The sequence below is a fragment of the Stenotrophomonas sp. GD04145 genome, assembly GCF_029835135.1.
Classification (GTDB): domain Bacteria; phylum Pseudomonadota; class Gammaproteobacteria; order Xanthomonadales; family Xanthomonadaceae; genus Stenotrophomonas; species Stenotrophomonas maltophilia_P.
Genome location: NZ_JAODZG010000047.1, coordinates 1 through 25,964, shown reverse-complemented (window position 1 = coordinate 25,964; position 25,964 = coordinate 1). Strand labels below are relative to the sequence as shown.

Here is a 25,964-nt window from a genome sequence, read left to right as displayed (position 1 = left end):
CCGATCCTAGGGCCCTTGGCCCGTCGTGGAGAATGCACCGCATGCCTTGCTTTGGCGGGCGGTGTGTGGGGACCCGTAAGTGTCCGCCGGAGTCTTTTGGTTGATTGTTGTGATCCGGTACGCCAACCCGCACCGTCCGCCACCTTGCATCTGCAGGTGGCCTGCCGTCTGCGAGGAGCCTCACCATGTCCGCACGTCCGTTGTTTCCCCTTCTCTGCGCCTTGATCGGCGAATCTGCCGACCGGCTTCCTGCCGATGCTGCCGAGCGGCTCGAAGCCCTGCTGGATGACCCCCAGGACCTGCTTCCCGCCTTGCTGGCCCGCATGGATGGTCGCGACGGCGCTGATGGCAGGCGGCTGGACGTGGAGGGTCTCAGTCCGGTACAGGTCGCAACCCAGGCCGGACTCGGTCGTACGTTGGCGGGTCTGGACGTGCTGGTTCAGGTGCTGCACGCCGCCGCAGCCGCGCGTGAGCAGGGGGGCGCCCATCAGCAGCTCAGTCCGGATGTGGTCGACGGCCTGTTGCTGGGCGCCCGTGAACTGGTCCGCCACGCCCGCCAGCAGGTGGAGTAAGTCACGCTGATGATCCTGGCAGAGCCGGGCTCGCGCTCGGCTCACCGCGCAGCGCAGCCAGGAAGCCGGGCACGTGCCCGGCGGGTCAGCTCGCGGCCAGTGCCAGATAGCGGTGGTGCAGCGCCTCCACCTGCGCCTGCAGGTCGTCCGGCTGCCCATCGTTGACCACCACGTCATCGGCCAGTGCCCGGCGCTGCGCGCGGCTGGCTTGGGCGGCGATCATCTGGTCGGCCAGGGCGGCGTCGATGCCATCCCGCTGCATCAGCCGGGCGTGCTGTACGGCTTCCGGTGCATCCACCAGCAGTATCCGGTCCAGCCATGGATAGGCCTGGCGGCCGCCCACCTCGGTCAGCAGCGGAATCGCAGCAATGGCGTACGGGCTCGGCGCCTGCGTGCACTGCTGCTGCATCAACAGGCGGATGGCGGGGTGGGTGATGGCTTCCAGTGCCGTCCTTTCGGCCGGGTCAGCGAAGACATGGGTGCGCAGGCGCGCCCGGTCCAGGCTGCCATCTGCCAGCAGCATGTCCGTGCCGAACCGGTCGGCAATGCGGGCCAGTGCCGGGCTGCCGGTGGCCACCACCGCGCGGGCGGCCAGATCGGCGTCGGCCACCACGATGCCCAGCGCTTCGAAGCGCCGCGTCACTTCGCTCTTGCCGGCCGCGATGCCGCCGGTCAGGCCGACCACGTAGCGGCTCACGGTGGCCCCCTCAGCGCAGGCCGCTCAGGGCCAGGTAGCGCTCCACCAGCGGTTCGCCCCACATGAAGAACAACCAGCCGGCGATGGCCAGGTACGGGCCGAACGGAATCGGCGTGGCGCGATCGCGTCCCCGGCTGTAGAGCCAGATCGAACCGACGATGGCGCCGATCACCGAGGACAGCAGGATGATCGGCAGGATGCCCTTCAGGCCGCACCAGGCGCCGAGCGCCGCCAGCAGCTTGAAGTCACCATGGCCCATGCCCTCCTTGCCGGTCAGCTGCTTGAACAGCCACCAGACCGTCCACAGCGACAGATAGCCCACGGCCGCGCCGACCAGGGCCGGCTTGGCGGGCATGTACAGATTGTCGATGCTGCCGATCAGGCCCAGCCACATCAGGGGCAGGGTCAGCTGGTCGGGCAGCAGCTGGGTGCGCAGGTCGATGCCGGACAGCGCGATCAGGAAACAGGTCAGCACGATGGCGCCGAAGCCCTGCCAGCCGAAGCCGAACTGCCACACGCAGGCCAGCACCAGCAGGGCGGTCATCGCTTCCACCAGCGGGTACTGCAGCGAGATCGGCGCCTTGCAGTGGCGGCATTTGCCCCCCTGGATCAGCCAGCTGAACAGCGGGATGTTCTCGTACCAGGACAGCTTGTGCTTGCAATGCGGGCAGTGCGACGGCTCGACCACGATGCCCGGCGGCGGCGGCTCGTAGAAGTCCGGTTCCTCCAGCACTTCGCGCGCATCGCGCTTCCACTGCCATTCCAGCCGCTTGGGCAGGCGCAGGATGACAACATTGAGGAAACTGCCCAGCAGCAGTCCCAGTCCGGCCGCGGCGGGGTAGCCGAGGCCGGGGTGCTGGTCGAGAAAAGCCATGTATTTTTATCCGACGACGGCGCCCAGTTTGAAGATCGGCAGGTACATCGCAATGACCAGGCCGCCGACAATGGTACCAATGAACACCATGATCATCGGTTCCAGCAGGCTGCTCAAGGCATCCACGGCGTTGTTGACCTCCTGCTCGTAGTATTCGGCGACCTTGAACAGCATGGTGTCAAGGGCGCCGGCCTCCTCGCCGATGCCGGTCATCTGGATCACCATGTGCGGGAACAGGTTCAGCTGCTTCATCGCCATGTTGACCGGATAGCCGACCGAAACGTCGTCGCGCATGCGCAGCACCGCCTCGCCGTAGACCTTGTTGCCGGTGGCGCCGGCGACGATGCCCAGGGCCTCCACCAGCGGCACGCCGGCCTTGAAGGTCACCGCTGTGGTGCGGGAGAAGCGGGCGATCGCACTGTTGTGCATGATCTGTCCGATCACCGGCACCTTCAGGATCAGCCGGTCGACGGTGTGCTGCATCTTCTCCGATCGCCGGTAGGTCATGGCGATCGCCACCACCGCGCCGATGGCGACGATGGCGATCAGCCACCACCACGACACCATGAACCGCGACAGGTTCACCACCATCTGGGTGAATGCCGGCAGGTCGGCACCGAAGCTCTGGAAGACTTCCTCGAACTGCGGGACCACCCAGACCAGCAGGATCGTGCTGACCAGGAACGCCACCACCAGCACCATGGCCGGGTAGAACAGCGCCTTCTTGATCTTGCCCTTCAGCGCCTCCAGGTTTTCCTTGTAGGAGGCGATGGTGTCCAGCACGGTCTCCAGCACGCCGGCGCTTTCGCCGGCCCGTACCAGGTTGCGGTAGAGCTCATCGAACTGCACCGGATGCTTGCTGATGGCCTCGTACAGCGACGAGCCGCCCTCGATGTCGGTGCGGATCGTGTCCACCATCTTCTTCATGCGCGGGTTCTTGTGCCCGCTGCCGATGATCTCCAGCGCCGACACGATCGGCACGCCGGACTTCATCATCGTGGCCATCTGCCGGCTGAAGAACGCGATGTCCTTCGGCGAGACCGGCCTGCCAGCCGCACCGAACAGCGGCTTCGGCTTGGGCTTGACCTGGCCCGGGCTGATGCCCTGTTTGCGCAGTTCGGCGCGCAGCAGGTTGGCGTTTTTCGCCAGCTGCTCGCCCTTCATCTTTATGCCCCGCTTGTCGGTCCCCTCCCAGACAAACGGCTGCAGCTCCATCGTGGCGCGGGCCACGGGCTCCTTCTTGATCGCACTGCGACTCACAGACATGTTGGCTCCCCAGGCCCGCCATCCCCAGGCGGGCATCCTGAGCGGCGATGGTAGCCGGTTCAGGCCCGTCCGGGGAGCCTGCCGACGTGACGGCGTGCAGGGTTTTCGACGCGTCGAGGCGGAAGGTGACGCGCTGCGTCACATTGCCGCGTCCATCGCAGATTCGGAGCAGGGGGGTTCCCATCCGCGAAATAGCTGCCATCATTGGCGCGGGGAAATCGGGGGAGGCGTGGCCATGGGAGATTGGCACGCAACCTGCGTTGATCCACCCGCGGGGACGGGCAGCCTGCTCATCCGGTCATCTGGCCGGCCGGTTGCCGCACCCGGAAAATCAACCACCACTACTTGGGGACGTACCACCATGAAGAACCAGAAGGGCTTCACCCTGATCGAACTGATGATCGTCGTTGCGATCATCGCCATCCTGGCCGCCATCGCGCTGCCGGCTTACTCGAACTACACCAAGAAGGCCAAGGTCTCGGAAGTGATCCTTGCGGCTTCTTCGCTGCGTACCGACGTGTCGGAATACGTGGCCAGCAACAATGCCCTGCCGCCGGCGTCGTGGAAGCCGGACTTCCAGGAAACTCAGTACGTCTCCAAGCTGGAATGGGATGGCAAGTCGATCGTCGCCACTGCGAAGGGCGTTGGCGATACCCTGATTGACAACAAGACCATCACGCTGACCCCGTCGGGTGATGGCTCGAAGGGCGTGGTTCCGAGCTGGAGCTGCGGTGGCTCGATCGATGTCAAGTTCCGCCCGGGTTCCTGCCAGGCCGCTGCCGGTGAAGAAGAAACTCCGGAAGAGTGATTCTCACAGCTAGTGTGATCGGATGAAGGACAGGGAGCTTTGGCTCCCTGTTCTTTTTTTATGGCAGCCATCAAGACGATTCCTGTTCGCAGTCTCAACGCAGTCATGTAAATCCTTGCGAGATGCCCCCCGGATGGTGTCTCCTTGCAGATTCGACCGTGCGACTGGGGAGTTCGCAATGCGCCGTCCTTCATTCAGCCATGGCCCATGGCTGCTTCTGATCTTCGTGTTCTCCGGCTTCGCCGGGCTGATCTACCAGTCCATCTGGACGCAGTACCTGGGGCTGTTCCTGGGGCATTCCTCGCACGCGCAATCGCTGGTGCTGATCCTGTTCATGGGCGGCATGGCGCTGGGGGCGTGGCTGGTCAGCCGCCGCAGCGCGCTGCTGCGCCGGCCGCTGCTGGCCTACGCGGTCATCGAGCTGGTGATCGGGGTGCTGGGCATCGGTTTCGACGGGCTGTTCCAGGGCGTGACCGGCTGGGCGTACACCCACCTCATGCCGGGCATGGAGGGCACCTCGTCCACGGCGCTGCGCTGGGCGCTGGCCACGGCCCTGGTGCTGCCGCAATGCATCCTGCTGGGCGCGACCTTCCCGCTGATGAGTGCGGGTTACATGCGCCTGCAGCCGGGGTCGCAGGGTGAGGTGCTGGCCGGGCTCTATTTCTCCAACAGCCTGGGCGCGGCCGCCGGCGCCCTGGTGGCGACCTACGCGCTGCTGCCGGCGGTAGGACTGCCGGGCACCGTCCTCAGTGCCGGCCTGCTCAACATCGTGGTGGCCATCCTGGTCTATCCACTGGCCCGCGACGGCAGCGCGCCTGCGGTAGTGGCCTCCGCCGCGCCGGCTGCCGGCGGCGTACGACCGGAGACTGCAGTGCCGGTGCGGCTGGTGCTGCTGGTCGCAGCGGCGACCGGCGCGTCATCCTTCGTCTACGAAATCACCTGGGTGCGCATGCTGTCGCTCGCACTCGGCACCACGCTGCATTCGTTCGAGCTGATGCTGGCGGCGTTCATCCTCGGCATCGCCTTCGGCGGCCTGTGGCTGCGCCGCCGCGCCGACCGGATGCCGTCGCCCCTGCGCGTGGCAGGCTGGGTGCAGGTGTGGATGGGGCTGGCGGCGCTGGCCTCGATGTTCGTCTATGCGCAGGCCTTCGATTGGGTCGGCTGGCTGATGCGGGTCATCGTGCGCAGTGCGGATGGTTACGTGCTGTACAACCTGGCCAGTGCCGCCATTGCCGGCCTGGTGATGTTCCCGGCGGCGTTCTTCGCCGGCATGACGCTGCCGCTGCTGACCCTGGCGCTGCTGCGCGCCGGGCAGGGCGAGCGCGCGATCGGCCAGGCCTATGCGTTCAATACGCTCGGCGCGATCGTCGGTGTGCTGGCGGCCATCCATCTGCTGATGCCGCTGCTGGGGCTGAAGTACGCGCTGCTGGTCGCGTCGGTGGTCGACATCGTGCTGGGCCTGGTGCTGCTGCAGCGCCTTCGGCTTGCGGCCCCGGGCCGTCTGCGCTCGCCACTGTGGCAGGCTGGCGCGCTGGGTGTCGCTGGCGTAGTGGCGGCCGTCGTGCTGGTCCGCTTCGATCCGCTGGTGCTGAATTCGTCGGTGTACCGCCATGGCACGGCCCGTCTGGCGGATACCGCCACGATGCTGTTCTCGCGCGATGGGCAGACGGCCACCGTGGCGGTCTATGAAAGCACCCAGCCGATCGGCCGCATGCGTGCCATCGCCACCAACGGCAAAGTGGATGCAGGCATGGCCGTGTCGATGGCACAGGCACCCACCAGCGATGAATCGACCATGATCCTGCTGGCGGCTCTGCCGTTGGCGCTGCGCGATGATTACCAGCGCGTCGGTGTGATCGGTTTCGGATCCGGGCTCAGCACGCACACGCTGTTGGGCGACCAGCGCGTCGGGCGCGTGGAAACGGTGGAGATCGAGCCGGCCATGGTGGAGGGCGCGCGTCTGTTCGGCGAGCGTGTCGAGCGCGCCTTCAACGATCCGCGCTCGCACGTGGTGATCGACGATGCGAAGTCCTATTTCGCCGCCAGCCCGCGCAAGTACGATCTGATCATTTCCGAGCCGTCCAATCCTTGGGTGGGTGGAACGGCGGCGCTGTTCAGCGACGAGTTCTATGCGTTCGTGCCACAGCAGCTCAACGAAGGTGGCGTGTTCGTGCAGTGGCTGCAGCTGTATGAGATCACCCCCGAACTGGTCAGCTCGGTGCTGGCGGGGCTGCTGGAGCAGTTCTCCGATGTGCGCGCTTACCTGGCCAATCGTGGCGACCTGATCCTGGTGGCGACGCCGAAGGGCACGTTGCCGCCGATGAAGGGCAGCCTGTTCCAGCAGCCGCAGCTGCGCGGGGAACTGGCGCGGATCGGCGTGCATTCGGTGGCCGATCTGGAGAACGCCCTGTCCATGGATGACGCAGCGCTGCGCGCCTTCGTTCCTCTGTATCCGGCCGCGCGCAATTCCGATTACTTCCCGACCTTGAAGTTGAATGCTCCGGTAGCACGTTTCCAGGGGGCGTTCACCCGTGATTTCCAGCAGGTGATGACGGCCCCCTGGCGGATCGTCAGCGCCCCGCCAACGGGGCAGGTGGCAGGTGCTGCGGCGGGTCTGCCGCAACCGGCGTCCAGCCGGGATGACAAACGTCCGACCGCACGGGCCGTGGCAGCTTTCCTGCAGGGCGAGGCGCCCACGGATGTGGCGGATGCCGATTGGATGAGTGCGCAGGCGCTGCGTGGGCTGGCAGCGCGCTGCGAACTGGACGGATCTCCGATGGAAACCACCCGGCTGCTGTTCGTGCTGGCCGGAGAAACGATCCCGTTCCTGCCGGCAGCGCAGCGGGCGGCCCTCTGGGCGCAGCGCGACTGGATGGACTGCACCCCGGCCGATCCCGTCGTGTCCGCCAGCCTTGCCCTGGTTGCCGCCGCGGCCACCGACGACCACCACGCTGTACTCACGGAAGGCCGGCGATTGTTGGGCAGCGAGCATGCGCCGATGCTGCTGGCCGACCCTGCCACCGGCTATTATCTGTTCGGTGCAATGCAGCACGCTGCGCGGCAGCTGGGGGATACCACGGCGTCGCGGCAACTGACGGACCAGTACTGGAAGGCGCTCGCGCCCGATGCGCGAGGAAACGGACCCCTGCGTTTGCTGAGCTACCTGGCCGCTATGGGCCGGCAACCCGTTTCTGAAACTGAATTCCGGCCGTCAGGGCACGAGTAACGAGGAATCCCATGAGCGTTGTTTCATCCCCCAACCTTGTCGGCATCACCGGGCTGGCGCGCCGCCTGGTCCAGGATGGTGCGCTGGACGAGGCCACCGCCCGCGACGCCATGACCCGGGCCGCCGCCGCGCGGCAGCCGCTGCCGCAGTGGTTCGCGCAGAACAAGGTGGTGGGGGCAGCACAGCTGGCCGCGGCCAATGCGGTTGAGTTCGGCATGCCGCTGTTCGACGTCTCGACCTTCGATGCCAGCCAGAACGCGATGAGCCTGGTCAGCGAGGAACTGCTGCGTAAGCACAACGTACTGCCGCTGTTCAAGCGTGGCGGCAAGCTGTTCGTCGGCACCAGCAACCCGACCCACGCACTGGACGAGATCAAGTTCCACACCAACCTGGTGGTGGAGCCGATCCTGGTCGACGAGGACCAGATCCGCCGCACTCTGGAACAGTGGCACGCCAGCCACGACACGCTGGGTGACGCGCTGGGCGGTGACGATGAGGGGATGGCCAACCTCGACGTGGGCCTGGGCGATGAGGATGGCGCGGGCGGCGACTCCGGCATCGATGCCAAGGGCGACGACACCCCGGTGGTGAAGTTCGTCAACAAGGTGCTGGTCGATGCGATCCGCAAGGGCGCGTCGGACATCCATTTCGAGCCGTACGAAGACGATTACCGCGTGCGCCTGCGCATCGACGGGCTGTTGAAGATGGTCGCGCGCGCGCCGGTGAAGTTGAACCAGCGCATCGCCGCGCGCCTGAAGGTGATGGCACAGCTGGACATCGCCGAGAAGCGCGTGCCGCAGGATGGCCGCATCAAGCTCAACCTGTCCAAGTCCAAGCAGATCGATTTCCGTGTGAGCACGTTGCCGACGCTGTTCGGCGAGAAGGTCGTGCTGCGCATCCTCGACGGCAGTGCCGCCAAGCTGGGCATCGACAAGCTCGGCTATGAGCCCGACCAGCAGAAGCTGTTCCTGGATGCGATCCACAAGCCATACGGCATGGTGCTGGTGACCGGGCCGACCGGTTCGGGCAAGACGGTGTCGCTGTATACCGCGCTGGGCATTCTCAACGACGAGACGCGCAACATCTCCACGGCGGAAGACCCGGTGGAAATCCGGCTGCCCGGCGTCAACCAGGTGCAGCAGAACAACAAGCGCGGCATGACGTTCGCCGCTGCGTTGCGCTCGTTCCTGCGCCAGGATCCGGACATCATCATGGTCGGCGAAATCCGCGACCTGGAGACCGCCGAGATCGCCATCAAGGCCGCGCAGACCGGCCACATGGTGCTGTCCACCCTGCATACCAACGACGCGCCGCAGACCATCGCGCGCCTGATGAACATGGGCATCGCGCCGTACAACATCACCAGCTCGGTGACCCTGGTGATCGCCCAGCGTCTGGCGCGACGGCTGTGCCCGAACTGCAAGCGCCCGGCGCAGCTGCCGGAGCATGCATTGCTGGCCGAGGGCTTCACCCAGGCCCAGCTGGATGAGGGCATCCAGCTGCATGAGGCGGTGGGCTGTGATGAATGCACCGAGGGTTACAAGGGCCGCACCGGTATCTACCAGGTGATGCCGATGACCGACGAGATCGCCACGATCGTGCTGGCCGGTGGCAATGCGCTGCAGATTGCCGAAGCCGCGCAGGCGATCGGGGTCAATGACCTGCGGCAGTCGGCATTGAGGAAGGTCGCGGCGGGTGTGACCAGCCTGGCCGAGATCAATCGCGTTACCAAGGATTGACGCGGTTGTGCTGGCGGGGTCGGAGCCCTTTCCTGCGGAAAGGGATCCGACCGCTGGGTCTTGCGGCCCTTACTCCATGCCCAGCTTCTTCAGCTTGTAGCGCAGCGCGCGGAAGGTGATGCCCAGCTGCGCGGCGGTACGGGTCTTGTTCCAGCGGTTTTCTTCCAGCGCGCGCTGGATGGCGCTGCGTTCGAGCTGTTCGATGTACGAGGGCAGGGCGGCACTGCCCGGCTGCAGATCGACCACGGCTTCGGCGGCCGTGCCGTTGCCGGGCATGCGGGGGGCGTGCTGCGGCAGGCGCAGATCGTCGACACCGATGCGGTCTTCCTCGGCCAGGGCCAGCGCGCGCTCAAGGATGTTCTCCAGTTCGCGCACGTTGCCGGGGAAGGCGTACTGCGCCAGTGCCTCCAGCGCCGAGGGCGCGAGCAGCGGCGTGGTGCGGCCGTGGCTGCGGGCCAGCCGTGCCAGCACGGCAGCGGCCAGCTCCGGCAGATCCTGGCGGCGTTCGCGCAGCGGCGGCACCTTCAGTTCGATCACATTGATGCGGTAGTACAGGTCGTGGCGGAAGCGGCCGTCCTCGACCAGCTCGGCCAGATCCTTGTGGGTGGCCGACAGGATGCGCACATCGACCGGTTCCTCGCTGGCCGCACCCACCGCGCGCACCGACTTCTCCTGGATCGCGCGCAACAGCTTCACCTGCATCTGCAGCGGCAGCTCGGCGACCTCATCCAGGAACAGGGTGCCACCATGGGCGGCCTGGAACAGGCCGGGCTTGTCGGCGTGGGCGCCGCTGAAGCTGCCTTTGCGGTGGCCGAAGAACTCGCTCTCCATCAGTTCGCCGGGAATCGCGCCGCAGTTGACCGGCACGAACGGCCCGGCAGCACGTGCCCCCTGGGTGTGGATGGTCCGCGCGACCAGTTCCTTGCCGACGCCGGATTCGCCGAGGATGTAGACCGGGGCCTGGCTGCGCGCCACTTTGCCGATGGTGGCACGCAACACGTCCATCGCCGGCGAATTGCCGAGCAGCCGGGCGCCCTGTTCGGCGACGGGGCCCGGTACGGGCCGCTCGCTGTTGTTCAGTTCCAGCGCGTGCTTGACCAGCCCGCGCAGTACGGCGATGTCCACCGGCTTGCTGACGAAGTCGAAGGCGCCCGCCTTCAGGGCTTCCACTGCCAGATCCATGCTGCCGAAGGCGGTGATCATCGCCACCGGTGTGCGCGGGTAGTGCTGGGCGATCTCGCTGACCAGCTCGATGCCGTTGCCATCCGGCAGGCGCATGTCGGTGATGCACAGGTCATAAGGATTGCTGGCCAGCAGCTCGCGCGCTTCGGCGAGGTTGGCTGCAGTACTGATGCGCAGCCCCATGCGGCCGAGCGTCAGCACCAGCAGTTCGCGGATGTCGCGTTCGTCGTCGACGACGAGGGCGCTGCGGGTTTCGTTCATGGGCGGAAAAGATAAACGAGGGGGCTGAAAGCGACAAATGTTTGACGCACAGAATCAGGAACCATCGGGCAGCAGGGTGTGCGGACCTGGCAGGACCAAGCGGAAGCACGAGCCGCCGGCCGGCACCGGGATGTAATCCAGCCGTGCCTGGTTGGCCCTGCACAATTCGCGGGCGATGTACAAGCCCAGGCCGGTGCCGTGCTCGGAGGTGGTGAAGAACGGCCGGAACAGCTGCGCCGCCACGCTTTCGGGAATGCCGGGGCCACGGTCCATCACGTCGATCACCGCGCTGCGTTCGTGCCGGGCCACACGTAGCCGCACGCGGGCCGGCTGCTGGCCGATGCGGCCGTACTTCAGGGCGTTGTGCACCAGCACGGTCAGCACCTGGTAGAGGTGGCGGGTGTCGACCTGCGCCGGCACCGAGGTGTCGCTGACGATCGGTTCGATGCTGTCGGTTTCCAGCGTCTGGCCCTGCTTGTACTCCAGCACGAAGCGGCGCACGAAGGCGACCAGATCCACGTTCTCCGGCGTGGCACGTTCGCGCCGGGCCAGGCCCAGCACGCTCTCGACGATGCCGTTGGTGCGCTGGCACTGCTGGCGGATGATCTGCAGCAGGCGGCGGTCGCTTTCGTTGAAGCCGGTACCTTCTTCCAGCAGCTGCACGGCATAGTTGATCGCCGCCAGCGGATTGCGGATCTCATGGGCCAGGCTGGCCGAGAAGCGGCCCATCGCCGACAGGGTGAGCGACTCGGCGCGCCGCGACACCACGCTGGAATCATCCAGGAAGACCAGGGCCAGTTCACTGCCGGCCAGCAGGCGCGCGAAGCGCGGTTGCACTTCGGGTTGGTCCGGATTGAGCTGCAGCGGCAGTTCGTCCTGGGTCCAGCCGTTGCGCCAGCGCTGCAGGCGACGGGCCAGCTCGGGTGCGACGCTGGCCAGATCGAGGCGGCCGGTTCCGCCCGCACCGTCGCTGTCGCCGAGCAGCATCGAGGCAGCCTCGTTGGCCAGCGTGATGCGGCTGTCGGCATCCACCACCAGCACGCCGGTGCGCATGCGGCGGATGATCAGTTCGTTGATCTGGAACAGATTGGCCACCTCGTCACCGCGCTGGTTGGCCAGCTGCTGGTTGCGGCGGGCGCGGCTGCCGACCTGGTAGCTGATGAAGGCCAGGGCCAGGTAACTGGTCGTGAACATCGCCAGTTCGGCCAGGGTGCGGGTCGGGTCGCCGCCCTCCAGCAGCTTCCACAGGTATTCGCCCACCGTTGCCAGGCTCGCCGCCAGGGCCAGCCCAAGACCCCAGCTCAGCGGCAGCAGGGTGGCGGCCGCGGCGATGTTGAACAGCAGCGACATCGAGATGCCGGCACTGGCGCCGGGCAGGGCGTGGGCCAGCAGGATGGCGGCGATGATGTCCACCAGCACGCCGGTGACCACGATCGGCCGCAGCCAGCGTTCGTTGCGGCCGATCGCCAGGGCCAGCAGCGACAACGCCAGGTAGGCCGCGCCGACGGTGTAGGCCAGCCGCGGGTGGTGGGCCTCGCCGACCATCATCGACAACGGGCTGTACAGCAGGGCGGCGATCACGGCTGCGATCAGCACCCGGTACAGGGCGAAGAAGTACAGCTCGCGCCGCGGAATCGATTCGATGCGGTCGATCAATGAAGCACTGGGTGACACGCCGGAACTCCCCTTCTGGCTGCCTGGATCTGGGTTGTGCGACGGGCATGCCCGAGCGGACGCAGATGCCCAGTATACGGTCGTGGCGATGCCCGGCCGCGGGTCCGCGTCGCGCAATCGGCCTGTGGCGAGGGCGGCCGGGCGGCTGCCGGCGATCCGCAACTGCCTGAATGACGGCGGAAATCCGCCCGGATCCGGTACTCCGTACAGACTTCTTTGCGCCCCGGCGCCGGCTCGGCCACAATAGTGGGCCCGCCGCGGTCCGTGCCGGTGCCTCCCCCGGAGGCCCTGAGGAATTGCGTGCGGTCGTTCCTATTCCCACGGTGACGCATGAATTTCCACGAATACCAGGCAAAACAACTGCTTGCCGAATACGGCATCCCGGTCCCGGCCGGCAAGGTCGCGGCTACTCCGGACGAGGCGGTTGAAGTCGCCCAGTCGCTGGGCCAGGGCCCCTGGATGGTCAAGGCGCAGATCCACGCTGGCGGCCGCGGCAAGGCTGGCGGCGTCAAGTTCTGCAAGACCGTCGATGACGTGAAGGCCGCAGCGGCCAAGATGCTCGGCACCAAGATGGCCACCTACCAGACCGCCGGCGTCGAGCTGCCGATCAACCTGGTGCTGGTGACCACCGCCGGTGAGATCGTCAAGGAACTGTACCTGTCGGTCCTGGTGGATCGCGGCACCCGCACCATCAGCTACATCGCCTCCTCGGAAGGCGGCATGGAAATCGAGCAGGTGGCTGCCGAGACCCCGGACAAGATCCACACCCTGAATGTGGACTTCGTCGAGGGCGTGCAGGGTTACCACGGCCGTGACATCGGCTTCAAGATGGGCCTGACCGCCAAGCAGGCCGGCCAGTTCGCCAACATCATGGTGAACCTGTACCGCATCTTCAACGAAAAGGACCTGGCGCTGGTTGAGATCAACCCGCTGGCGATCCTGGACGACGGCAACCTGTACGCGCTGGACGGCAAGTTCAACAGCGACGACAACGCCAACTTCCGCCACAAGGAACTGGTCGCGATGCGCGACAAGTCCCAGGAAGATGAAACCGAAGTGACCGCTTCGGAGCTGGACATCAACTACGTCACCATGGACGGCAACATCGGCTGCATGGTGAACGGCGCCGGCCTGGCCATGGCGACCATGGACGTCATCAAGCTCAACGGCGGCGAGCCGGCGAACTTCCTGGACGTGGGCGGCGGTGCCAACAAGCAGCGCGTCATCGAAGCGTTCAAGCTGATCCTGTCCTCGGACAAGGTGGAAGGCATCTTCGTCAACATCTTCGGCGGCATCGTCCGCTGCGACATGATCGCCGAGGGCATCATCGCCGCCGTGAAGGAAGTGGGCGTCAAGGTGCCGGTCGTGGTGCGCCTGGAAGGCACCAACGTGGAAGAAGGCAAGCAGCTGCTGCGTGACAGCGGCATGGCCATCATCCCGGCTGACAACATCAACGACGGCGCCAAGAAAGTCGTTGAAGCGGTCAAGAACGCCGCCTGATCCACGACACCGAAGGAAATTCCCATGTCTGTTTTGATTAACAAGAACACCAAGGTGATCGTGCAGGGCTTCACCGGCCAGCAGGGCACCTTCCACGCGACTCAGATGATCGAGTACGGCACCCAGGTTGTTGGCGGCGTGACCCCGGGCAAGGGTGGCACCACCCACATCGACCTGCCGGTCTTCAACACCGTTGCCGACGCCGTGCAGAGCACCGGCGCCAATGCTTCGGTCATCTACGTGCCGCCGCCGTTCGCGGCCGACGCGATCCTGGAAGCCGCAGCTGCCGGCATCAAGGTCATCGTCTGCATCACCGAAGGCATCCCGGTGCTGGACATGCTGCGCGTCAAGAACGTGCTGACCCGTTCCTACCCGGACACCGTGCTGATCGGCCCGAACTGCCCGGGTGTCATCACCCCGGGTGAGTGCAAGATCGGCATCATGCCGGGTCACATCCACAAGCCCGGCAAGATCGGCATCGTGTCGCGTTCGGGCACGCTGACCTATGAAGCGGTCAAGCAGACCACCGAAGTCGGCCTGGGCCAGTCCACCTGCATCGGCATCGGCGGCGACCCGATCAACGGCCTGAACTTCGTTGACTGCCTGAAGCTGTTCAACGAAGACCCGCAGACCGAAGGCATCATCATGGTCGGCGAGATCGGTGGCGACGCCGAGGAAGCCGGTGCGGAATACATCAAGAACCACGTGAAGAAGCCGGTCGTCGGTTTCATCGCCGGTGCCTCGGCGCCGGCCGGCAAGCGCATGGGCCATGCCGGTGCGATCGCCTCCGGCGGCAAGGGCACGGCGGAAGGCAAGTTCGCCGCCATGGAAGCGGCTGGTGTCGTCACCGTGCGTTCGCCGGGCGACCTGGGCGCTGCCATCGCCAAGCTGGTGAAGTAAGATCGTCGCCGGCCTCCGGCCGGCACGATTCTGTAGAGCCGAGCCCATGCTCGGCCTGCTTTGGAAAAGCCGCCTTCGGGCGGCTTTTCTGCGTCTGGGCGTCGCGCAGTCATCCGCCGGGGATGGCCCGGCGCTACCTGCAGGGTCCGCCCGGCAGGCACACGGTGCGGCGTTACAATGGGCCATTGCAACCACAGGCTGGACCTTCCATGGCTTCGATCCGCATCGCGATGGCGCAGTTCGATTTTCCGGTCGGCGATGTCGCCGGCAATACCGAGCGCATCATCGAGATGATCGGCCAGGCGCGCGATGAGTATGGCGCCGGGCTGGTGATGTTCCCCGAGCTGGCGGTCAGCGGCTATCCGCCGGAAGACCTGCTGCTGCGTCCGGGGTTCCTGTACGAATGCGAGCAGGCGATCGCACGCATTGCAGCTGCCTGCCGCGGCATCACCGCCGTGGTCGGCTGGCCGCAGGCGGCGGGCGCGGTGGTGTACAACGCCGCCAGCGTGCTGCGCGATGGCCGGGTCGAACAGACCTATCGCAAGCGCGAGCTGCCCAACTACGCGGTGTTCGACGAGCGCCGCTACTTCGACGTCGATCCTGATGGCGGCAGCTGCGTGTTCGACGTCGACGGCATTCCGGTGGGCCTGCTGATCTGCGAGGACCTGTGGTTCGCTGAGCCGCTGGCCGATACCGTGCGTGCTGGCGCGCAGCTGGTGGTGGTGCCCAATGCCTCGCCCTACGAGCGCGGCAAGCACGCCCAGCGCGATGCCGTGCTGGCCGCGCGCACCCGCGAGAGCGGTGCGGCGATCGCGTATCTCAATGTTGTCGGTGGCCAGGACGCACTGGTGTTCGACGGCGCTTCGGTGGTGGCCGATGGCGACGGTACGGTGCACCCGGCCGCCGCTGCGTTTGTCGACCAGTGGCTAGTGGTGGAGTACGACGGCGCCAGCCGTCGCTTCATGCCACACGTCTGGATGGACGATGGCGACGAGAGCATGGACGCCCTGGCCTGGCGCGCGGTGACCCGTGGCATCCAGGATTACTGCCGCAAGAATGGTTTCACGAAGGTGTGGCTGGGCCTGTCCGGCGGCATCGATTCGGCCCTGGTGCTGGCCCTGGCGGTGGATGCGATGGGGGCCGAGAACGTGACTGCCGTGCGCCTGCCGTCACGCTATACCGCAGGCCTGTCCAACGATCTGGCTGCAGAGCAGTGCCAGGCGTTGGGAGTGAAGCTGGAAGCGGTGTCGATCGAGCCGGCGTTCAAGGGCCTGATGGAATCGCTGGCGCCGCTGTTCGAGGGCACAACCCCGGATGTGACCGAGGAGAACCTGCAGTCGCGCAGCCGCGGCGTGATCCTGATGTCGCTGGCCAACAAGTTCGGTGGCCTGCTGCTGACCACCGGCAACAAGAGCGAGTATGCGGTCGGCTACGCCACCATCTACGGTGACATGTGTGGCGGCTACGCGCCGTTGAAGGATCTGTACAAGACCGAAGTATTCGGTCTGTCGAAGTGGCGCAATACCGTGGGGGGCGCGCCGGTGATTCCGCCGGCCGTGATCAGCCGCCCGCCGTCGGCCGAACTGCGCGAGAACCAGCTGGACCAGGATTCGCTGCCGGCCTACGACGTGCTGGACGGCATCCTGTACCGCTACGTCGACCAGGAGCAGTCGCGCGCCGAGATCGTTGCAGCCGGTTACGATGCGGCCGTGGTCGACCGCGTGCTGCGGCTGGTGCGCATCAGCGAGTGGAAGCGGCACCAGGCCGCACCGGGGCCGAAGGTCTCCCGTCGCGCCTTCGGCCGCGAACGCCGCTATCCGATCAGCAACGGCTACAAGGGCTGAGGCCCGCGCCTCCGCAGGGCCCGGCCATGGCGGGCCCCACAAAAAGGAAGGGCCCCTTGCGGGGCCCTTTTCTTACTTCTTTTCCAGCCGCGCGTTGCGCTGGCCGGTACTGGCGGACTTCTCGCCTGCGAACGGGTTGAGCTTGCGGATCATCCAGGGGTACTTCGGCCAGTTGCCTGCCAGCCACGGGTGATCGGGCTGGTTCAGCTCCAGCACGCGCCGGGCATCGTCGGCCAGGGTCTTGTTGCCCAGGTGGGTGTAGGAGTCGGCCAGGACCGCCACGGCGTCGTACTGGAAGGCGCTCTGCGGATAGGTTTCCAGCAGGTAGTTGGCGCGGCCAGCGGCCGACACCCAGGCGCCACGGCGCATGTAGTACAGCGCGTTGTCCAGCTCGTGCTGGGCGAATACGTCACGCAGCTCGATCATCCGCTGGCGGGCGTCGGCGGCGTACCGGCTGTTCGGGTAGCGGTCAACGACGATGTTGAAGTCCGAATACGCCTGGTGCGGCGTGGACAGATCGCGGCGGCTAGGGTCCAGGGACCATACGCGACGCAGGAAAACCGTATTGCGGTTGGAGTTGGCCAGGCCGCGCAGGTAATACAGGTAAGCGATGTTGCGATGGGTCGGATAGGTCCGGATGAAGCGGTCGATGCTCGACACCGCATCGTCGTGCTTGCCGGCCTTGTACTGCGCGTAGGCGGTTTCGATCATCGCCTGTTCGGTGTACGGGCCGTAGGGATACTGGGCCACCAGGCGACGGAAGCTGGCTTCGGCGCCGCTCCAGTTGCCCCCCTTCATCAGCGTGTGGCTCTTCTCGTACAGCTGTTCGACCGGCGTCCCCTCGTCGGGGCGATCACCCTTCTTGGCGCCGCGATGGCAGCCGGTGGCGGCGATGACCAGCACCAGCAGCAGGGCGGTGAGGCGGACGGGCGCGGAGAGCATGGCGGAGCGTCGGATCATGGGGTCAAGGCGGGACGCGTCTGGAATACGAAGGGTCGATGATAGCCTAGTGTCCTGTCCTGCGACTGAAACCGACCGCCGGGACCCCAAAATTTCAAAGATGCCCCCCTGCCATGTCTGAACAACCCTCCGAATCGGCCCGCCAGGCCATCGTCCCCGACACCGCCGCCGGCCGGCGTTTCGACGCCGTCGTGGCCGAACTTTTCCCCGAGTACTCCCGTTCACGCCTGACCGAATGGATCAAGGCCGGCGACGTCCTGCTCGATGGCGCCCAGGCGCGGCCGCGCGATCCGCTGCGCGGTGGCGAGGTGGTGACCCTGAACGTGGTGCTGGAGACCCAGACCGATGCCCAGCCGGAGGACATCCCGCTGGACGTGCTGTTCGAGGACGAGCACCTGCTGGTGATCAACAAGCCGGTCGGCCTGGTGGTCCACCCGGGTGCCGGCAACCACAGCGGCACCCTGGTCAATGCGCTGCTGTACCGCGACCCGTCGGTGGCGGTTCTGCCGCGCGCCGGCATCGTGCATCGCCTCGACAAGGACACCAGCGGCGTGATGGTGGTCGCCCGCACCCTGGAGGCGCAGACGGCCCTGGTCGAACAGCTGGCCGCGCGTGATGTGCACCGCCAGTATCTGGCCATCGTGATGGGCGCTCTGGTGGCCGGCGGCACCGCCGATGCGCCGATCGACCGTCATCCGCGCGACCGCCTGAAGATGGCGGTGCGCGAAGACGGCAAGGACGCGATCACCCATTACCGCCTGCGCGAGCGCTTCCGGGCGCACACCGCGCTGGAATGCCGGCTGGAAACCGGCCGCACCCACCAGATCCGCGTGCATATGGCGCACCTGCGCCACCCCATCATCGGCGACCCGCTGTATGGCGGTGCGCTGAAGCTGCCCAAGGGCGCCAGCGACGAACTGGTGGCCGCGCTGCGTGGCTTCAAGCGCCAGGCCCTGCACGCCGAGACGCTGGAGTTCGTGCATCCCATCACCGGCGAGCCGGTGCGCAATTCGGCGCCGGTACCGGACGACATGCTGCACCTGATGAAGGTGCTGCGCGAAGACAGCGAGGCCTTTACCGAGCGCGAGCGGGATCGCTGGTGATGGCGACCGCGCTGCGGCTGCTGCAGGCTGACTGGCCGGCGCCGCCGGGCGTGCGGGCGCTGACCACACGCCGACACGGCGCGGGCATTTCGCCGGCACCCTTTGCCCAGTTCAACCTGGGCAACCGGCACGCAGCCGATGGAGATGCGCCGGCCAACGTCGAACACAACCGGCAACTGCTGCAGCAGGGACTGGCGCTGCCCTCCGCGCCGCACTGGCTGCGCCAGGTGCATGGCACCACCGTGCTGCGCTTTGATGGCCCGCCAGTGGCCGGGGCCAGCGAGCCGGTGGCCGATGCCGCGGTGACGTCGGTGCCGGGGGTGGTGCTGGCCATCCTGACCGCGGACTGCCTTCCGGTGGTGTTTGCCGCCGCCGACGGCAGCGAAGTGGGCGCGGCACATGCGGGCTGGCGCGGCCTGGCCGATGGCATGCTGGAACACACGGTAGCCGCGATGCGCACCGCGCCGTCGCAGCTGCGGGTCTGGCTGGGCCCGGCGGCAGGGCCTGCCGACTATGAGATCGGCGAAGAGGTGTATCAGGCCTTCGTCGGCCACGAACCGGCGGCGGCCGCCGCCTTCGTGGCCACCCGCGCGGGGCACTGGAAGGTCGATCTGTTCGCACTGGCCCGCCAGCGCCTGCAGTCCGTGGGCGTGGACCCGGCCCAGGTGTCTGGCGGCACGATCTCCACCATTGCCGATCCGGACCTGTATTCGCACCGTCGCGACCGCCGCACCGGCCGCATGGCAACGCTGGCCTGGATCGCTCCCTGACCGTGCCGCTGTTCGCGCAGGTGCTGGGGCCGGCCTTCGCCACCCTGGCAGCACCGGTGCAGGCGTTGCATGCGGCGCCGCTGCCGTGCCGCCGTACCGGGCAGGCGCGGATCGCACGGGGCCGCCATTGGCTGGTGCCCATGCTGGCCGCGTTGGCGCGGCTGCCGAAGGAGGCGCACGCCTTGCCGGTCGAGGTGGTGTTCAGCGTCTGCGGGCAAGGCGAGCAGTGGGCGCGACGTTTCGGGCGCTGGCCGATGGTGTCGCGGCTGTGGGCACAGGAAGGCGGTCTGCATGAGCAGCTCGGTGCGGTGCACTTCGGATTCGAGCTGCGGGCGCGTGAAGGCGGCATCGACTGGTCGGTGCGCAGCGTCCGCGTGTTCGGCCTGCTGCCGCTGCCGACGCGCTGGTTCGACGGCGTGCGCTGCCGCGAGGCCTGGGCCGCAGAGCGCTACACTTTCCTGGTTGATGTGACATTGCCCTGGATTGGACCCCTGATCCGTTATGAAGGCTGGCTCGACCCGCAGTGACGCAGTGATCGTGTTCGATGGCGTCTGTGCGCTGTGCAGCCGCTGGGTGCGTTTCCTGCTGCGTGTGGACCGCCACGGGCGCTATCGCTTCGCAGCGATGCAGGGTACGCATGGCAGCCTGCTGCTGCGCAGCCATGGGCTGGATCCGCAGGACCCGCGCTCCTTTCTGCTGCTGGACGAGCAGGGCGCCTGGACTGACACGGACGCGATCCTGCGCGTGCTGACCGGGCTGGGAGGCGCATGGCGGCTGGCGGGCGTGCTGCGCCTGTTGCCGCGCAGCTGGCGGGATGCCGCCTATCGCAGGCTGGCCCGCAACCGATACCGCTGGTTCGGTCGTCACGACCGCTGCACGCTGGCGACGACGCAGCAGGCCGGCCGTTTCCTGGACTGATGTGCCGGTCGGTCCGCGCGCGGTGTCAGTGCGGAGCCGCAAGCAGCCGATAGGCGATGCGCTGGTTGCGCGCGCGGCCGTCCTCGCTACGGTTGTCGGCTACCGGATGCTCTTCGCCGTGCCCCACCGCGACCAGCATCGGTGCCGGCACGCCATGCGCCTGCAACGCCGTCACCACCACGTCCGCACGCTGCTGGCTGAGCTGCCGGTTGGCCTCGGACGCGCCCTGGCTGTCGGTGTGAGCGGCCACTTCCACCCGTGTGCCCGGCGCAGTGCTGCGCAATGCGTCGGCCACCACCTGCAGCGTTTCGCTGGAGCTGCCGCGCAGTTCGCTGGAGCCGGGATGGAACTCCAGCCGGGTCAGGTTCAGCGCAGCGATCCGCTGCGCGGCGCCGGCATCGGCCGGCAGCCGCGACAATGCCGCCCGGCCCGGACCCCACAGCCCACTCATCCGCAGGGCGGGGAAATCCTGGCGGAGCTGCCGCGAGATCGCCAGGCGCCGCTCTTCGCTCAGGGCGGTGGAGTCGATATCCAGCTGGTTGCCGGCGAACTCCAGGCGCAGTCCGTCGCCCTGCAGGCAGGGCAGGGTGCGGATCAGGCGCTCGAACCAGCGCGGCGACCGGGCCTGCGGATCGATCTCGATACGGCCACTGACGTGCTCTGCGCCATGCACCGCAATCAACGCGCTCCACAGGCGGCGGCGCAGGGCGTCGCTGGGCAGGCTGCCATGGACCGAGACCTGCGCGCCGCGCTGGTGCAGGAACAGCCGCGCGTCGTGTTCGCGGACGATCGCCTGTGGCGTCCACAGCGGCGTGCGTGCCTTCAGCTGCAGCCATGCGGTAGCGCCGAGCACGACCACGGCGGCCATCATCCACAGCAGGCTGCGCAGGGCCATGCCCTGCACCCCCGGGGTGAGCAGGGTGCCGGTCATCTGCGGTCGCTGCCGCTGCGGGCGGTTGCGCAGCTGGCGCGGCTCCGAAGGGGCCGGCTCGATGGGTTGGGACGTCAATGCGATCAGCCCCGGCAGCAGATCGCAGGCCACGACCCGGAACGCCCCTGATGACAGTCTGCTGCGCCGGGCCAGCCGGTCCATGACCGGATCACCCAGCGCACGCTGCAGGTCGCTGGCCAGCACCGGCAGCGGCGGCTGCCCGGGACGCCGCCAGGATCGGAAGTGAACCCCCAGGCCCGCCTGCTCGAAGGTCTGCTCCAGTCCGTCCAGTCCCCGTGGGTGGGAGGCTATCCAGCCGGCAATCACATCAACCACCCAACGGGTGCGATGGCCCAGTCCCAGGCGGTGGCTGGCTTCTTCGATGAAACGGTCGTACGCGTGCATGCAGTGGATCCCCGGAGTGATGTGCACGCAGTCGTGCACGGTGCGGCTTCTGTCGATTGCAGGAGCTCTGGGGGCGCCACTGTGGGGAGGTCGCGTCAATGCGAAATGAAATATCGCCGGTTCATTTTCTTTCGTTTTCCGCGATGGCGTCGCGAGGACGCCACGCAGCTGGCTGTAAGCCTTGGGGCAGCAGGACGTTCGCCCGCCTGAGTGCCATTTGCGACAGTGGCTGTGGGGATCACGCCACAGTGGCGGGATGGTTGCATGCGCAATTACTTTCGAGCCAAAAGCGTCAAGTTTCGGCGCACAGAATGCGCCTGATTCAGCCTTCGAGAGCGTCCAGGTAGCTGCGCCGCCAATGGTTGATGTCGTAGGTGCGCAGGTGTTCCATCATGGCGTGCCAACGCTCCTGGCGTTTGCGCAGCGACATGGTGGCGGCCGTGGCGATGGCATCGGCCACGCCGTCCAGATCGTGCGGGTTGACCAGCAGCGCCTGCTTCAGTTCATCGGCGGCGCCGGCCAGAAGGGACAGCACCAGCACGCCCGGATCCTCCGGGTCCTGCGAGGCGACGTACTCCTTGGCGACCAGGTTCATGCCATCGCGCAGCGGGGTGACCAGACCGACGGCCGCCGCACGGTAGAAGCCGGTGAGGGTGGCATGGGTGAAGTTCTGGTTGACGTAGCGAAGCGGCGTCCAGTCCGGCTCGGCATGGCCACCGTTGATGTGCCCGGCGATCTGTTCCAGCTGGCTGCGCAGTTGCCGGTACTCGGTGACATCACCGCGCGAGACCGGCGCGATCTGCAGGTAGGTCAGGGTGCCGCGCTGGTCGGGGTGGCGCTGCAGGTAACGTTCGAAGCCGAGGAAACGCTCGGGCAGCCCCTTGGAATAGTCCAGGCGGTCCACGCCGATGGCCAGCTGCCGATCCCGCAGACTGGCCCGCAGGTTCTTCACGGCGGCCTTGGCCGCTGCGGTGCTGGCCTGACGCGCGATAAGCCCGGTGTCGATGCCGATCGGGAAGGCGGCAGCGCGGAAGCGGCGCCCCCCCGGGGCCTCCAGTTCGCCGTTGTCGAGCACGCGACCGCCGCCGAACAGCCGCAGGTAGGTCTGGAAGCGGTCGGCATCGCGCTGGGTCTGGAATCCCACCAGGTCATAGGCATACAGCGCGGAGAACAGCCGCAGGTGGTCGGGCATGGCCTGCAGCAGGTCCGCCGAGGGCATCGGGATGTGCAGGAAGAAGCCGATGCGGCAGCCGATGCCGCGCTCGCGCAGAAGGGCACCCAGCGGGATCAGATGGTAGTCGTGGATCCAGACGATGTCGTCCTCGCGCAGCAGCGGCGCGAGCTTGTCGGCGAACATCGCATTGACCTTGTGATACGTCTCGCGCGTACCGCGGTCATAGTCGACCAGGTCCAGGCGGAAATGCAGCAGCGGCCACAGTGTGCGGTTGGCGAAGCCGTTGTAGTAGCCGTCCACCTCGCGCTTGTTCAGGTCCATGGTGACGAAGCGGATGTCACCATCCTGCTGTTCATGCAGCGCGCCACTGCCATCGCGCACGGTCTTGCCACTCCAGCCGAACCACATGCCGCCGCGCTCCTTGAGCGCAGCCAGCAGGCCCACCGCAAGGCCGCCGGCGCGGTTCTCGCCGGGCACGGCAACGCGGTTGGACACCACCACCAGACGACTCATGATGCCTCCTGCCAGGAACGCGACAGGCGCATCGCTGCCGTGATCAGACCCACATGCGAATACGTCTGCGGGAAGTTGCCCCACGCCTCGCCGCTGTCGAAGGCCAGGTCCTCTGACAGCAGGCCAAGATGGTTGCGCTGCTTCAACAGCGTCTCGAACATCTCGCGTGCCTCATCCATGCGCCCGATCGCCGCCAGCGCATCGATGTACCAGAAGGTGCAGATGGTGAAGCTGGTTTCCGGCTCGCCGAAATCGTCCGGTGCGATGTAGCGGTACAGCGAATTGCCATGTTTGAGGTCGCGGCCGATGGCCTCGACCGTGGCGATGAAACGCGCGTCGAGTGCATCGATGAAGCCGATGTCGGCCAGCAGCAGCAGCGACGCGTCCAGGCGATGGCCGTCGAAGGTGTCGGTGAAGTGGCCCAGCGATTCGCTCCAGGACCGCTGCATGATGCGCGCGTGGATGATGTCGGCGCGCTCGCGCCAGTAGCGTGCACGGTCATCGCGCTTGAGCCTCACGGCGATCTTGCACAGGCGATCGCAGGCGGCCCAGCACATCGCGCTGGTGTAGGTGTGCACCTCGGTGCGGCCGCGGAACTCCCACAGGCCCGCGTCGGGGACGTCGTGCAGGGCAAAGGCCTGTTCGCCCAGCGGTTCCAGCCGGGCAAAGGTATGGGCATCCCCGGGGTCCTGCAGGCGACGATCGAAGAACAACTGGGTGGAGGCCAGCACCACGCTGCCATACACGTCGTGCTGGCGCTGCACCCAGGCCAGGTTGCCGCGGCGCACCGGGCCCATCCCCCGGTAGCCGGACAGGCTGGGAACTTCATCCTCGTCCAGCTTGGCCTCGAATCCGATGCCGTACAGCGGCTGCAGCGTGCCGTCGGTGGTGGCGAGGTTGAAGATGTAGCCGAGGAACTGCTCCATCGTACGGGTGGCGCCAAGCCGGTTCAGCGAACGCACCACGAACGCAGCATCGCGCAGCCAGCAGTAGCGGTAGTCCCAGTTGCGCACGCTGCCGGGAGCTTCGGGAATGGAGGTGGTCATCGCCGCGATGATCGCCCCACTGTCCTCGTACTGGCACAGCTTGAGAGTGATCGCGCTGCGGATCACCGCGTCCTGCCATTCCAGCGGGATCGACAGATAGCGCACCCATTCGCGCCAGTAGTCACGCGTGCGCTGGAACGCTTCCTGCACATAGCCGCTGATCGAGCGGTTGAGCGATTCATCCACGCCCAGGATCAGGTGCACAGGGTGGTTGAGCACGAACGGCAGGCCATCACGGACCATCCGGACCGGCACATCGGTGGTCAGCCGCAGCACGTGGTCGGGCAGGATCCAGCGGACGTGGTTGCTGCCCCACGTGGATTCGGGAACACGTGCGCCCCAGTCGGCCAGCGGCCGTGCGCGGATGACGATACGTGGGCTGCCGGCCAATGGCCGCACCTGGCGGATCAGGCTGACCGGCCGGTAGAAGCGGTCGTTCTGCCGCCAGCGTGGCGCGAAATCGAGGATCTCCAGCGCACCTCCATGCGTGTCGCGCAGCACCGTGCGCAGGATGGCGGTGTTGGTGAGGTATTCCTGCTCGCTGTCGGCGAAGTCCTCCAGCTCGACGGCGAAGTCGCCGCCCGTCTGCTGGTTCGGGCCCAGCAGCGCACAGAAGGTGGGGTCGCCGTCAAAGGTGGGCAGGCAGCTCCAGACGACACGGGCATGTTTGTCGACCAGGGCGCCGAAGCTGCCGTTGCCGACCACGCCCAGATCAAGATCGGGTTGGGTCATCACGCGGTACATCTCGGTTGCGGCCGTGGGGGTGGCCGGGTCAATAGGCATTCTCGCGCAGCCAGGCGTGCACGCTGCGTATGTCAGGCAGCGCGAACACGGCGGCGCTGGGTTCACGCTCGCCGATCAGCACGCTCCAGCCATGCTGGCCGTTGGCGGCGTCGAATCCGAATTCATCCGTCAGGTCATCGCCGAGGAACACGGGCAGGCGGCCCCGGAACGGCAGGTACTGCATCATCCGCCGGATCGCGCGGCCCTTGTCGGTGCCGACGGGCACGAACTCGACCACGTGATCGCCGGGTTGCAGGCGGTAGCTGGAGCGACCGCGCACATGGCGGTCAGCGAACGCCCGCACCTCGCTTCCAGCGTGCGGCGCCTCGCGCCAGTGCAGGGCCAGGCCCACACCCTTGTCTTCCACCAGTACCCCGGGATGGCCATGGGCAAAACGCATCGCCTGCTGATGCAGGGCATGCAGCCATTCGGCGGTGTCATCGTCATGTTCGTCGCGCAGCACGCGTCCGTCCTGGCCACGCAGTTCATGGCCGTGCAGGCCGGCCGCAGGCAGCTGCAGAGGCGCGAACAACTGGTCAAGCTGTGCCAGAGGACGGCCACTGACCAGTGCTACGGCACCTTCCAGGCGGTCGCTGATACGACCGATGGCCTCACGCACATCGGGCAGCAGCTGCACGGCGTCCGGTCGTGCAGCGAATTCAATCAGGGTGCCATCGACATCGAGGAACAACGCGCAGGCATCGTCCAGCAATGGAGGTGGCGGACGCAGGGGGAGCGGTTCAGCCATGACGCCCAGCCTGCCAGCGTGGGCGTGTACGTGGGGTCGAGAGCAGGCGACGACGGTGCGTCGGCGCTGT

Annotated in this window: 21 protein-coding genes; 11 read left to right on the top strand and 10 right to left on the bottom strand. The window is 66.9% G+C overall.

Translation table 11 applies throughout. The features are described 5' to 3' along the window. The first annotated feature begins 185 nt into the window (after positions 1-185). The gene (locus N7367_RS16580) at positions 186-572 is read left to right on the top strand and encodes a hypothetical protein (RefSeq protein WP_065175776.1); all 387 of its coding nucleotides are present in this window, start codon (positions 186-188) and stop codon (positions 570-572) included. Positions 573-657: 85 nt separating this feature from the next. On the opposite strand, the gene coaE is transcribed toward N7367_RS16580, so the two are convergent. From coaE to N7367_RS16565, 3 genes are read right to left on the bottom strand one after another with little or no spacing between them, the layout of a single operon-like run. Further along, positions 658-1,269 carry a dephospho-CoA kinase gene (coaE, locus tag N7367_RS16575; protein WP_279942806.1) on the bottom strand — a complete coding sequence of 204 codons (612 nt, stop codon included), beginning with the start codon at positions 1,267-1,269 and terminating at the stop codon, positions 658-660. Positions 1,270-1,279: 10 nt separating this feature from the next. Further along, positions 1,280-2,143 carry an A24 family peptidase gene (locus N7367_RS16570; RefSeq protein WP_053517036.1) on the bottom strand — a complete coding sequence of 288 codons (864 nt, stop codon included), beginning with the start codon at positions 2,141-2,143 and terminating at the stop codon, positions 1,280-1,282. 6 nt (positions 2,144-2,149) lie between these two features. Next, the gene (locus N7367_RS16565; protein ID WP_263175469.1) at positions 2,150-3,409 is read right to left on the bottom strand and encodes a type II secretion system F family protein; all 1,260 of its coding nucleotides are present in this window, start codon (positions 3,407-3,409) and stop codon (positions 2,150-2,152) included. Positions 3,410-3,770: 361 nt separating this feature from the next. Between N7367_RS16565 and N7367_RS16560 the strand changes: the two genes are divergently transcribed. The 3 genes from N7367_RS16560 (at position 3,771) to pilB (ending at position 9,182) form a co-directional block, all read left to right on the top strand. Beyond that, entirely contained in the window at positions 3,771-4,217 is a 447-nt protein-coding gene (locus N7367_RS16560) for a pilin (protein WP_053517032.1), read from the top strand. Between the two features lie 178 nt (positions 4,218-4,395). After that, on the top strand, positions 4,396-7,443 hold the full coding sequence (locus tag N7367_RS16555; protein ID WP_279942804.1) for a fused MFS/spermidine synthase: 3,048 nt from the start codon (positions 4,396-4,398) through the stop codon (positions 7,441-7,443). A gap of 11 nt (positions 7,444-7,454) precedes the next feature. Further along, entirely contained in the window at positions 7,455-9,182 is a 1,728-nt protein-coding gene (pilB, locus tag N7367_RS16550; protein WP_053517028.1) for a type IV-A pilus assembly ATPase PilB, read from the top strand. Between the two features lie 69 nt (positions 9,183-9,251). Here pilB and N7367_RS16545 read toward each other — a convergent pair whose 3' ends face one another. Together N7367_RS16545 and N7367_RS16540 are read right to left on the bottom strand one after the other, a co-directional pair. Then, entirely contained in the window at positions 9,252-10,625 is a 1,374-nt protein-coding gene (locus N7367_RS16545; RefSeq protein ID WP_053517026.1) for a sigma-54 dependent transcriptional regulator, read from the bottom strand. Positions 10,626-10,679: 54 nt separating this feature from the next. Next, a complete protein-coding gene (locus tag N7367_RS16540) occupies positions 10,680-12,299 on the bottom strand; it encodes an ATP-binding protein (protein ID WP_053517024.1) in 1,620 nt (539 codons plus the stop codon). A gap of 330 nt (positions 12,300-12,629) precedes the next feature. Between N7367_RS16540 and sucC the strand changes: the two genes are divergently transcribed. The 3 genes from sucC (at position 12,630) to N7367_RS16525 (ending at position 16,543) form a co-directional block, all read left to right on the top strand. Further along, a complete protein-coding gene (sucC, locus tag N7367_RS16535; protein WP_005418614.1) occupies positions 12,630-13,799 on the top strand; it encodes an ADP-forming succinate--CoA ligase subunit beta in 1,170 nt (389 codons plus the stop codon). A 24-nt stretch (positions 13,800-13,823) separates the two neighbouring features. Further along, the gene (gene sucD, locus N7367_RS16530) at positions 13,824-14,699 is read left to right on the top strand and encodes a succinate--CoA ligase subunit alpha (protein ID WP_005418610.1); all 876 of its coding nucleotides are present in this window, start codon (positions 13,824-13,826) and stop codon (positions 14,697-14,699) included. Between the two features lie 209 nt (positions 14,700-14,908). Next, positions 14,909-16,543: an NAD+ synthase gene (locus N7367_RS16525; RefSeq protein WP_279942803.1), complete on the top strand. Its 1,635-nt coding sequence runs from the start codon at positions 14,909-14,911 to the stop codon at positions 16,541-16,543. Between the two features lie 72 nt (positions 16,544-16,615). Here the strand turns inward: N7367_RS16525 and N7367_RS16520 are convergent, their stop codons facing one another. Next, positions 16,616-17,503: an outer membrane protein assembly factor BamD gene (locus tag N7367_RS16520; RefSeq protein WP_053517021.1), complete on the bottom strand. Its 888-nt coding sequence runs from the start codon at positions 17,501-17,503 to the stop codon at positions 16,616-16,618. A 113-nt stretch (positions 17,504-17,616) separates the two neighbouring features. Between N7367_RS16520 and rluD the strand changes: the two genes are divergently transcribed. From rluD to N7367_RS16500, 4 genes are read left to right on the top strand one after another with little or no spacing between them, the layout of a single operon-like run. Next, complete coding sequence (gene rluD / locus N7367_RS16515; protein ID WP_053517019.1) at positions 17,617-18,606, top strand: 23S rRNA pseudouridine(1911/1915/1917) synthase RluD; 990 nt, start codon at positions 17,617-17,619, stop codon at positions 18,604-18,606. Continuing rightward, positions 18,606-19,376 (top strand): peptidoglycan editing factor PgeF, encoded by a 771-nt coding sequence (pgeF, locus tag N7367_RS16510; RefSeq protein WP_279942802.1) that lies wholly within the window; start codon positions 18,606-18,608, stop codon positions 19,374-19,376. The genes rluD and pgeF overlap by 1 nt, the downstream gene beginning before the upstream one ends. 2 nt (positions 19,377-19,378) lie before the next feature. Beyond that, complete coding sequence (locus N7367_RS16505; RefSeq protein ID WP_065175784.1) at positions 19,379-19,903, top strand: DUF4166 domain-containing protein; 525 nt, start codon at positions 19,379-19,381, stop codon at positions 19,901-19,903. Further along, a complete protein-coding gene (locus N7367_RS16500; RefSeq protein ID WP_277381033.1) occupies positions 19,878-20,294 on the top strand; it encodes a thiol-disulfide oxidoreductase DCC family protein in 417 nt (138 codons plus the stop codon). Before N7367_RS16505 ends, N7367_RS16500 begins: the two co-directional genes overlap by 26 nt. 25 nt (positions 20,295-20,319) lie before the next feature. On the opposite strand, the gene N7367_RS16495 is transcribed toward N7367_RS16500, so the two are convergent. From N7367_RS16495 to otsB, 4 genes are all read right to left on the bottom strand, one after another. Beyond that, complete coding sequence (locus N7367_RS16495) at positions 20,320-21,630, bottom strand: OmpA family protein (RefSeq protein ID WP_279942801.1); 1,311 nt, start codon at positions 21,628-21,630, stop codon at positions 20,320-20,322. Positions 21,631-21,952: 322 nt separating this feature from the next. After that, entirely contained in the window at positions 21,953-23,317 is a 1,365-nt protein-coding gene (gene otsA / locus N7367_RS16490) for an alpha,alpha-trehalose-phosphate synthase (UDP-forming) (protein ID WP_053517011.1), read from the bottom strand. Continuing rightward, positions 23,314-25,095, bottom strand: coding sequence for a glycoside hydrolase family 15 protein (locus tag N7367_RS16485; protein WP_053517094.1), 1,782 nt, complete (start codon positions 25,093-25,095; stop codon positions 23,314-23,316). Before N7367_RS16485 ends, otsA begins: the two co-directional genes overlap by 4 nt. A gap of 40 nt (positions 25,096-25,135) precedes the next feature. Next, positions 25,136-25,894 carry a trehalose-phosphatase gene (gene otsB, locus N7367_RS16480; RefSeq protein ID WP_053517008.1) on the bottom strand — a complete coding sequence of 253 codons (759 nt, stop codon included), beginning with the start codon at positions 25,892-25,894 and terminating at the stop codon, positions 25,136-25,138. Positions 25,895-25,964: the final 70 nt, after the last annotated feature.

What these genes read in the sequence shown, in the direction of transcription:
- N7367_RS16580 (WP_065175776.1), top strand. Translation starts at nt 186, where the DNA reads ATGTCCGCACGTCCGTTGTTTCCCCTTCTCTGCGCCTTGATCGGCGAA.
- N7367_RS16570 (WP_053517036.1), bottom strand. Translation starts at nt 2,143, where the DNA reads ATGGCTTTTCTCGACCAGCACCCCGGCCTCGGCTACCCCGCCGCGGCC.
- N7367_RS16565 (WP_263175469.1), bottom strand. Translation starts at nt 3,409, where the DNA reads ATGTCTGTGAGTCGCAGTGCGATCAAGAAGGAGCCCGTGGCCCGCGCC.
- N7367_RS16560 (WP_053517032.1), top strand. Translation starts at nt 3,771, where the DNA reads ATGAAGAACCAGAAGGGCTTCACCCTGATCGAACTGATGATCGTCGTT.
- N7367_RS16555 (WP_279942804.1), top strand. Translation starts at nt 4,396, where the DNA reads ATGCGCCGTCCTTCATTCAGCCATGGCCCATGGCTGCTTCTGATCTTC.
- pilB (WP_053517028.1), top strand. Translation starts at nt 7,455, where the DNA reads ATGAGCGTTGTTTCATCCCCCAACCTTGTCGGCATCACCGGGCTGGCG.
- N7367_RS16545 (WP_053517026.1), bottom strand. Translation starts at nt 10,625, where the DNA reads ATGAACGAAACCCGCAGCGCCCTCGTCGTCGACGACGAACGCGACATC.
- sucC (WP_005418614.1), top strand. Translation starts at nt 12,630, where the DNA reads ATGAATTTCCACGAATACCAGGCAAAACAACTGCTTGCCGAATACGGC.
- sucD (WP_005418610.1), top strand. Translation starts at nt 13,824, where the DNA reads ATGTCTGTTTTGATTAACAAGAACACCAAGGTGATCGTGCAGGGCTTC.
- N7367_RS16525 (WP_279942803.1), top strand. Translation starts at nt 14,909, where the DNA reads ATGGCTTCGATCCGCATCGCGATGGCGCAGTTCGATTTTCCGGTCGGC.
- N7367_RS16520 (WP_053517021.1), bottom strand. Translation starts at nt 17,503, where the DNA reads ATGATCCGACGCTCCGCCATGCTCTCCGCGCCCGTCCGCCTCACCGCC.
- rluD (WP_053517019.1), top strand. Translation starts at nt 17,617, where the DNA reads ATGTCTGAACAACCCTCCGAATCGGCCCGCCAGGCCATCGTCCCCGAC.
- pgeF (WP_279942802.1), top strand. Translation starts at nt 18,606, where the DNA reads ATGGCGACCGCGCTGCGGCTGCTGCAGGCTGACTGGCCGGCGCCGCCG.
- N7367_RS16500 (WP_277381033.1), top strand. Translation starts at nt 19,878, where the DNA reads ATGAAGGCTGGCTCGACCCGCAGTGACGCAGTGATCGTGTTCGATGGC.
- N7367_RS16495 (WP_279942801.1), bottom strand. Translation starts at nt 21,630, where the DNA reads ATGCACGCGTACGACCGTTTCATCGAAGAAGCCAGCCACCGCCTGGGA.
- otsA (WP_053517011.1), bottom strand. Translation starts at nt 23,317, where the DNA reads ATGAGTCGTCTGGTGGTGGTGTCCAACCGCGTTGCCGTGCCCGGCGAG.
- N7367_RS16485 (WP_053517094.1), bottom strand. Translation starts at nt 25,095, where the DNA reads ATGACCCAACCCGATCTTGATCTGGGCGTGGTCGGCAACGGCAGCTTC.
- otsB (WP_053517008.1), bottom strand. Translation starts at nt 25,894, where the DNA reads ATGGCTGAACCGCTCCCCCTGCGTCCGCCACCTCCATTGCTGGACGAT.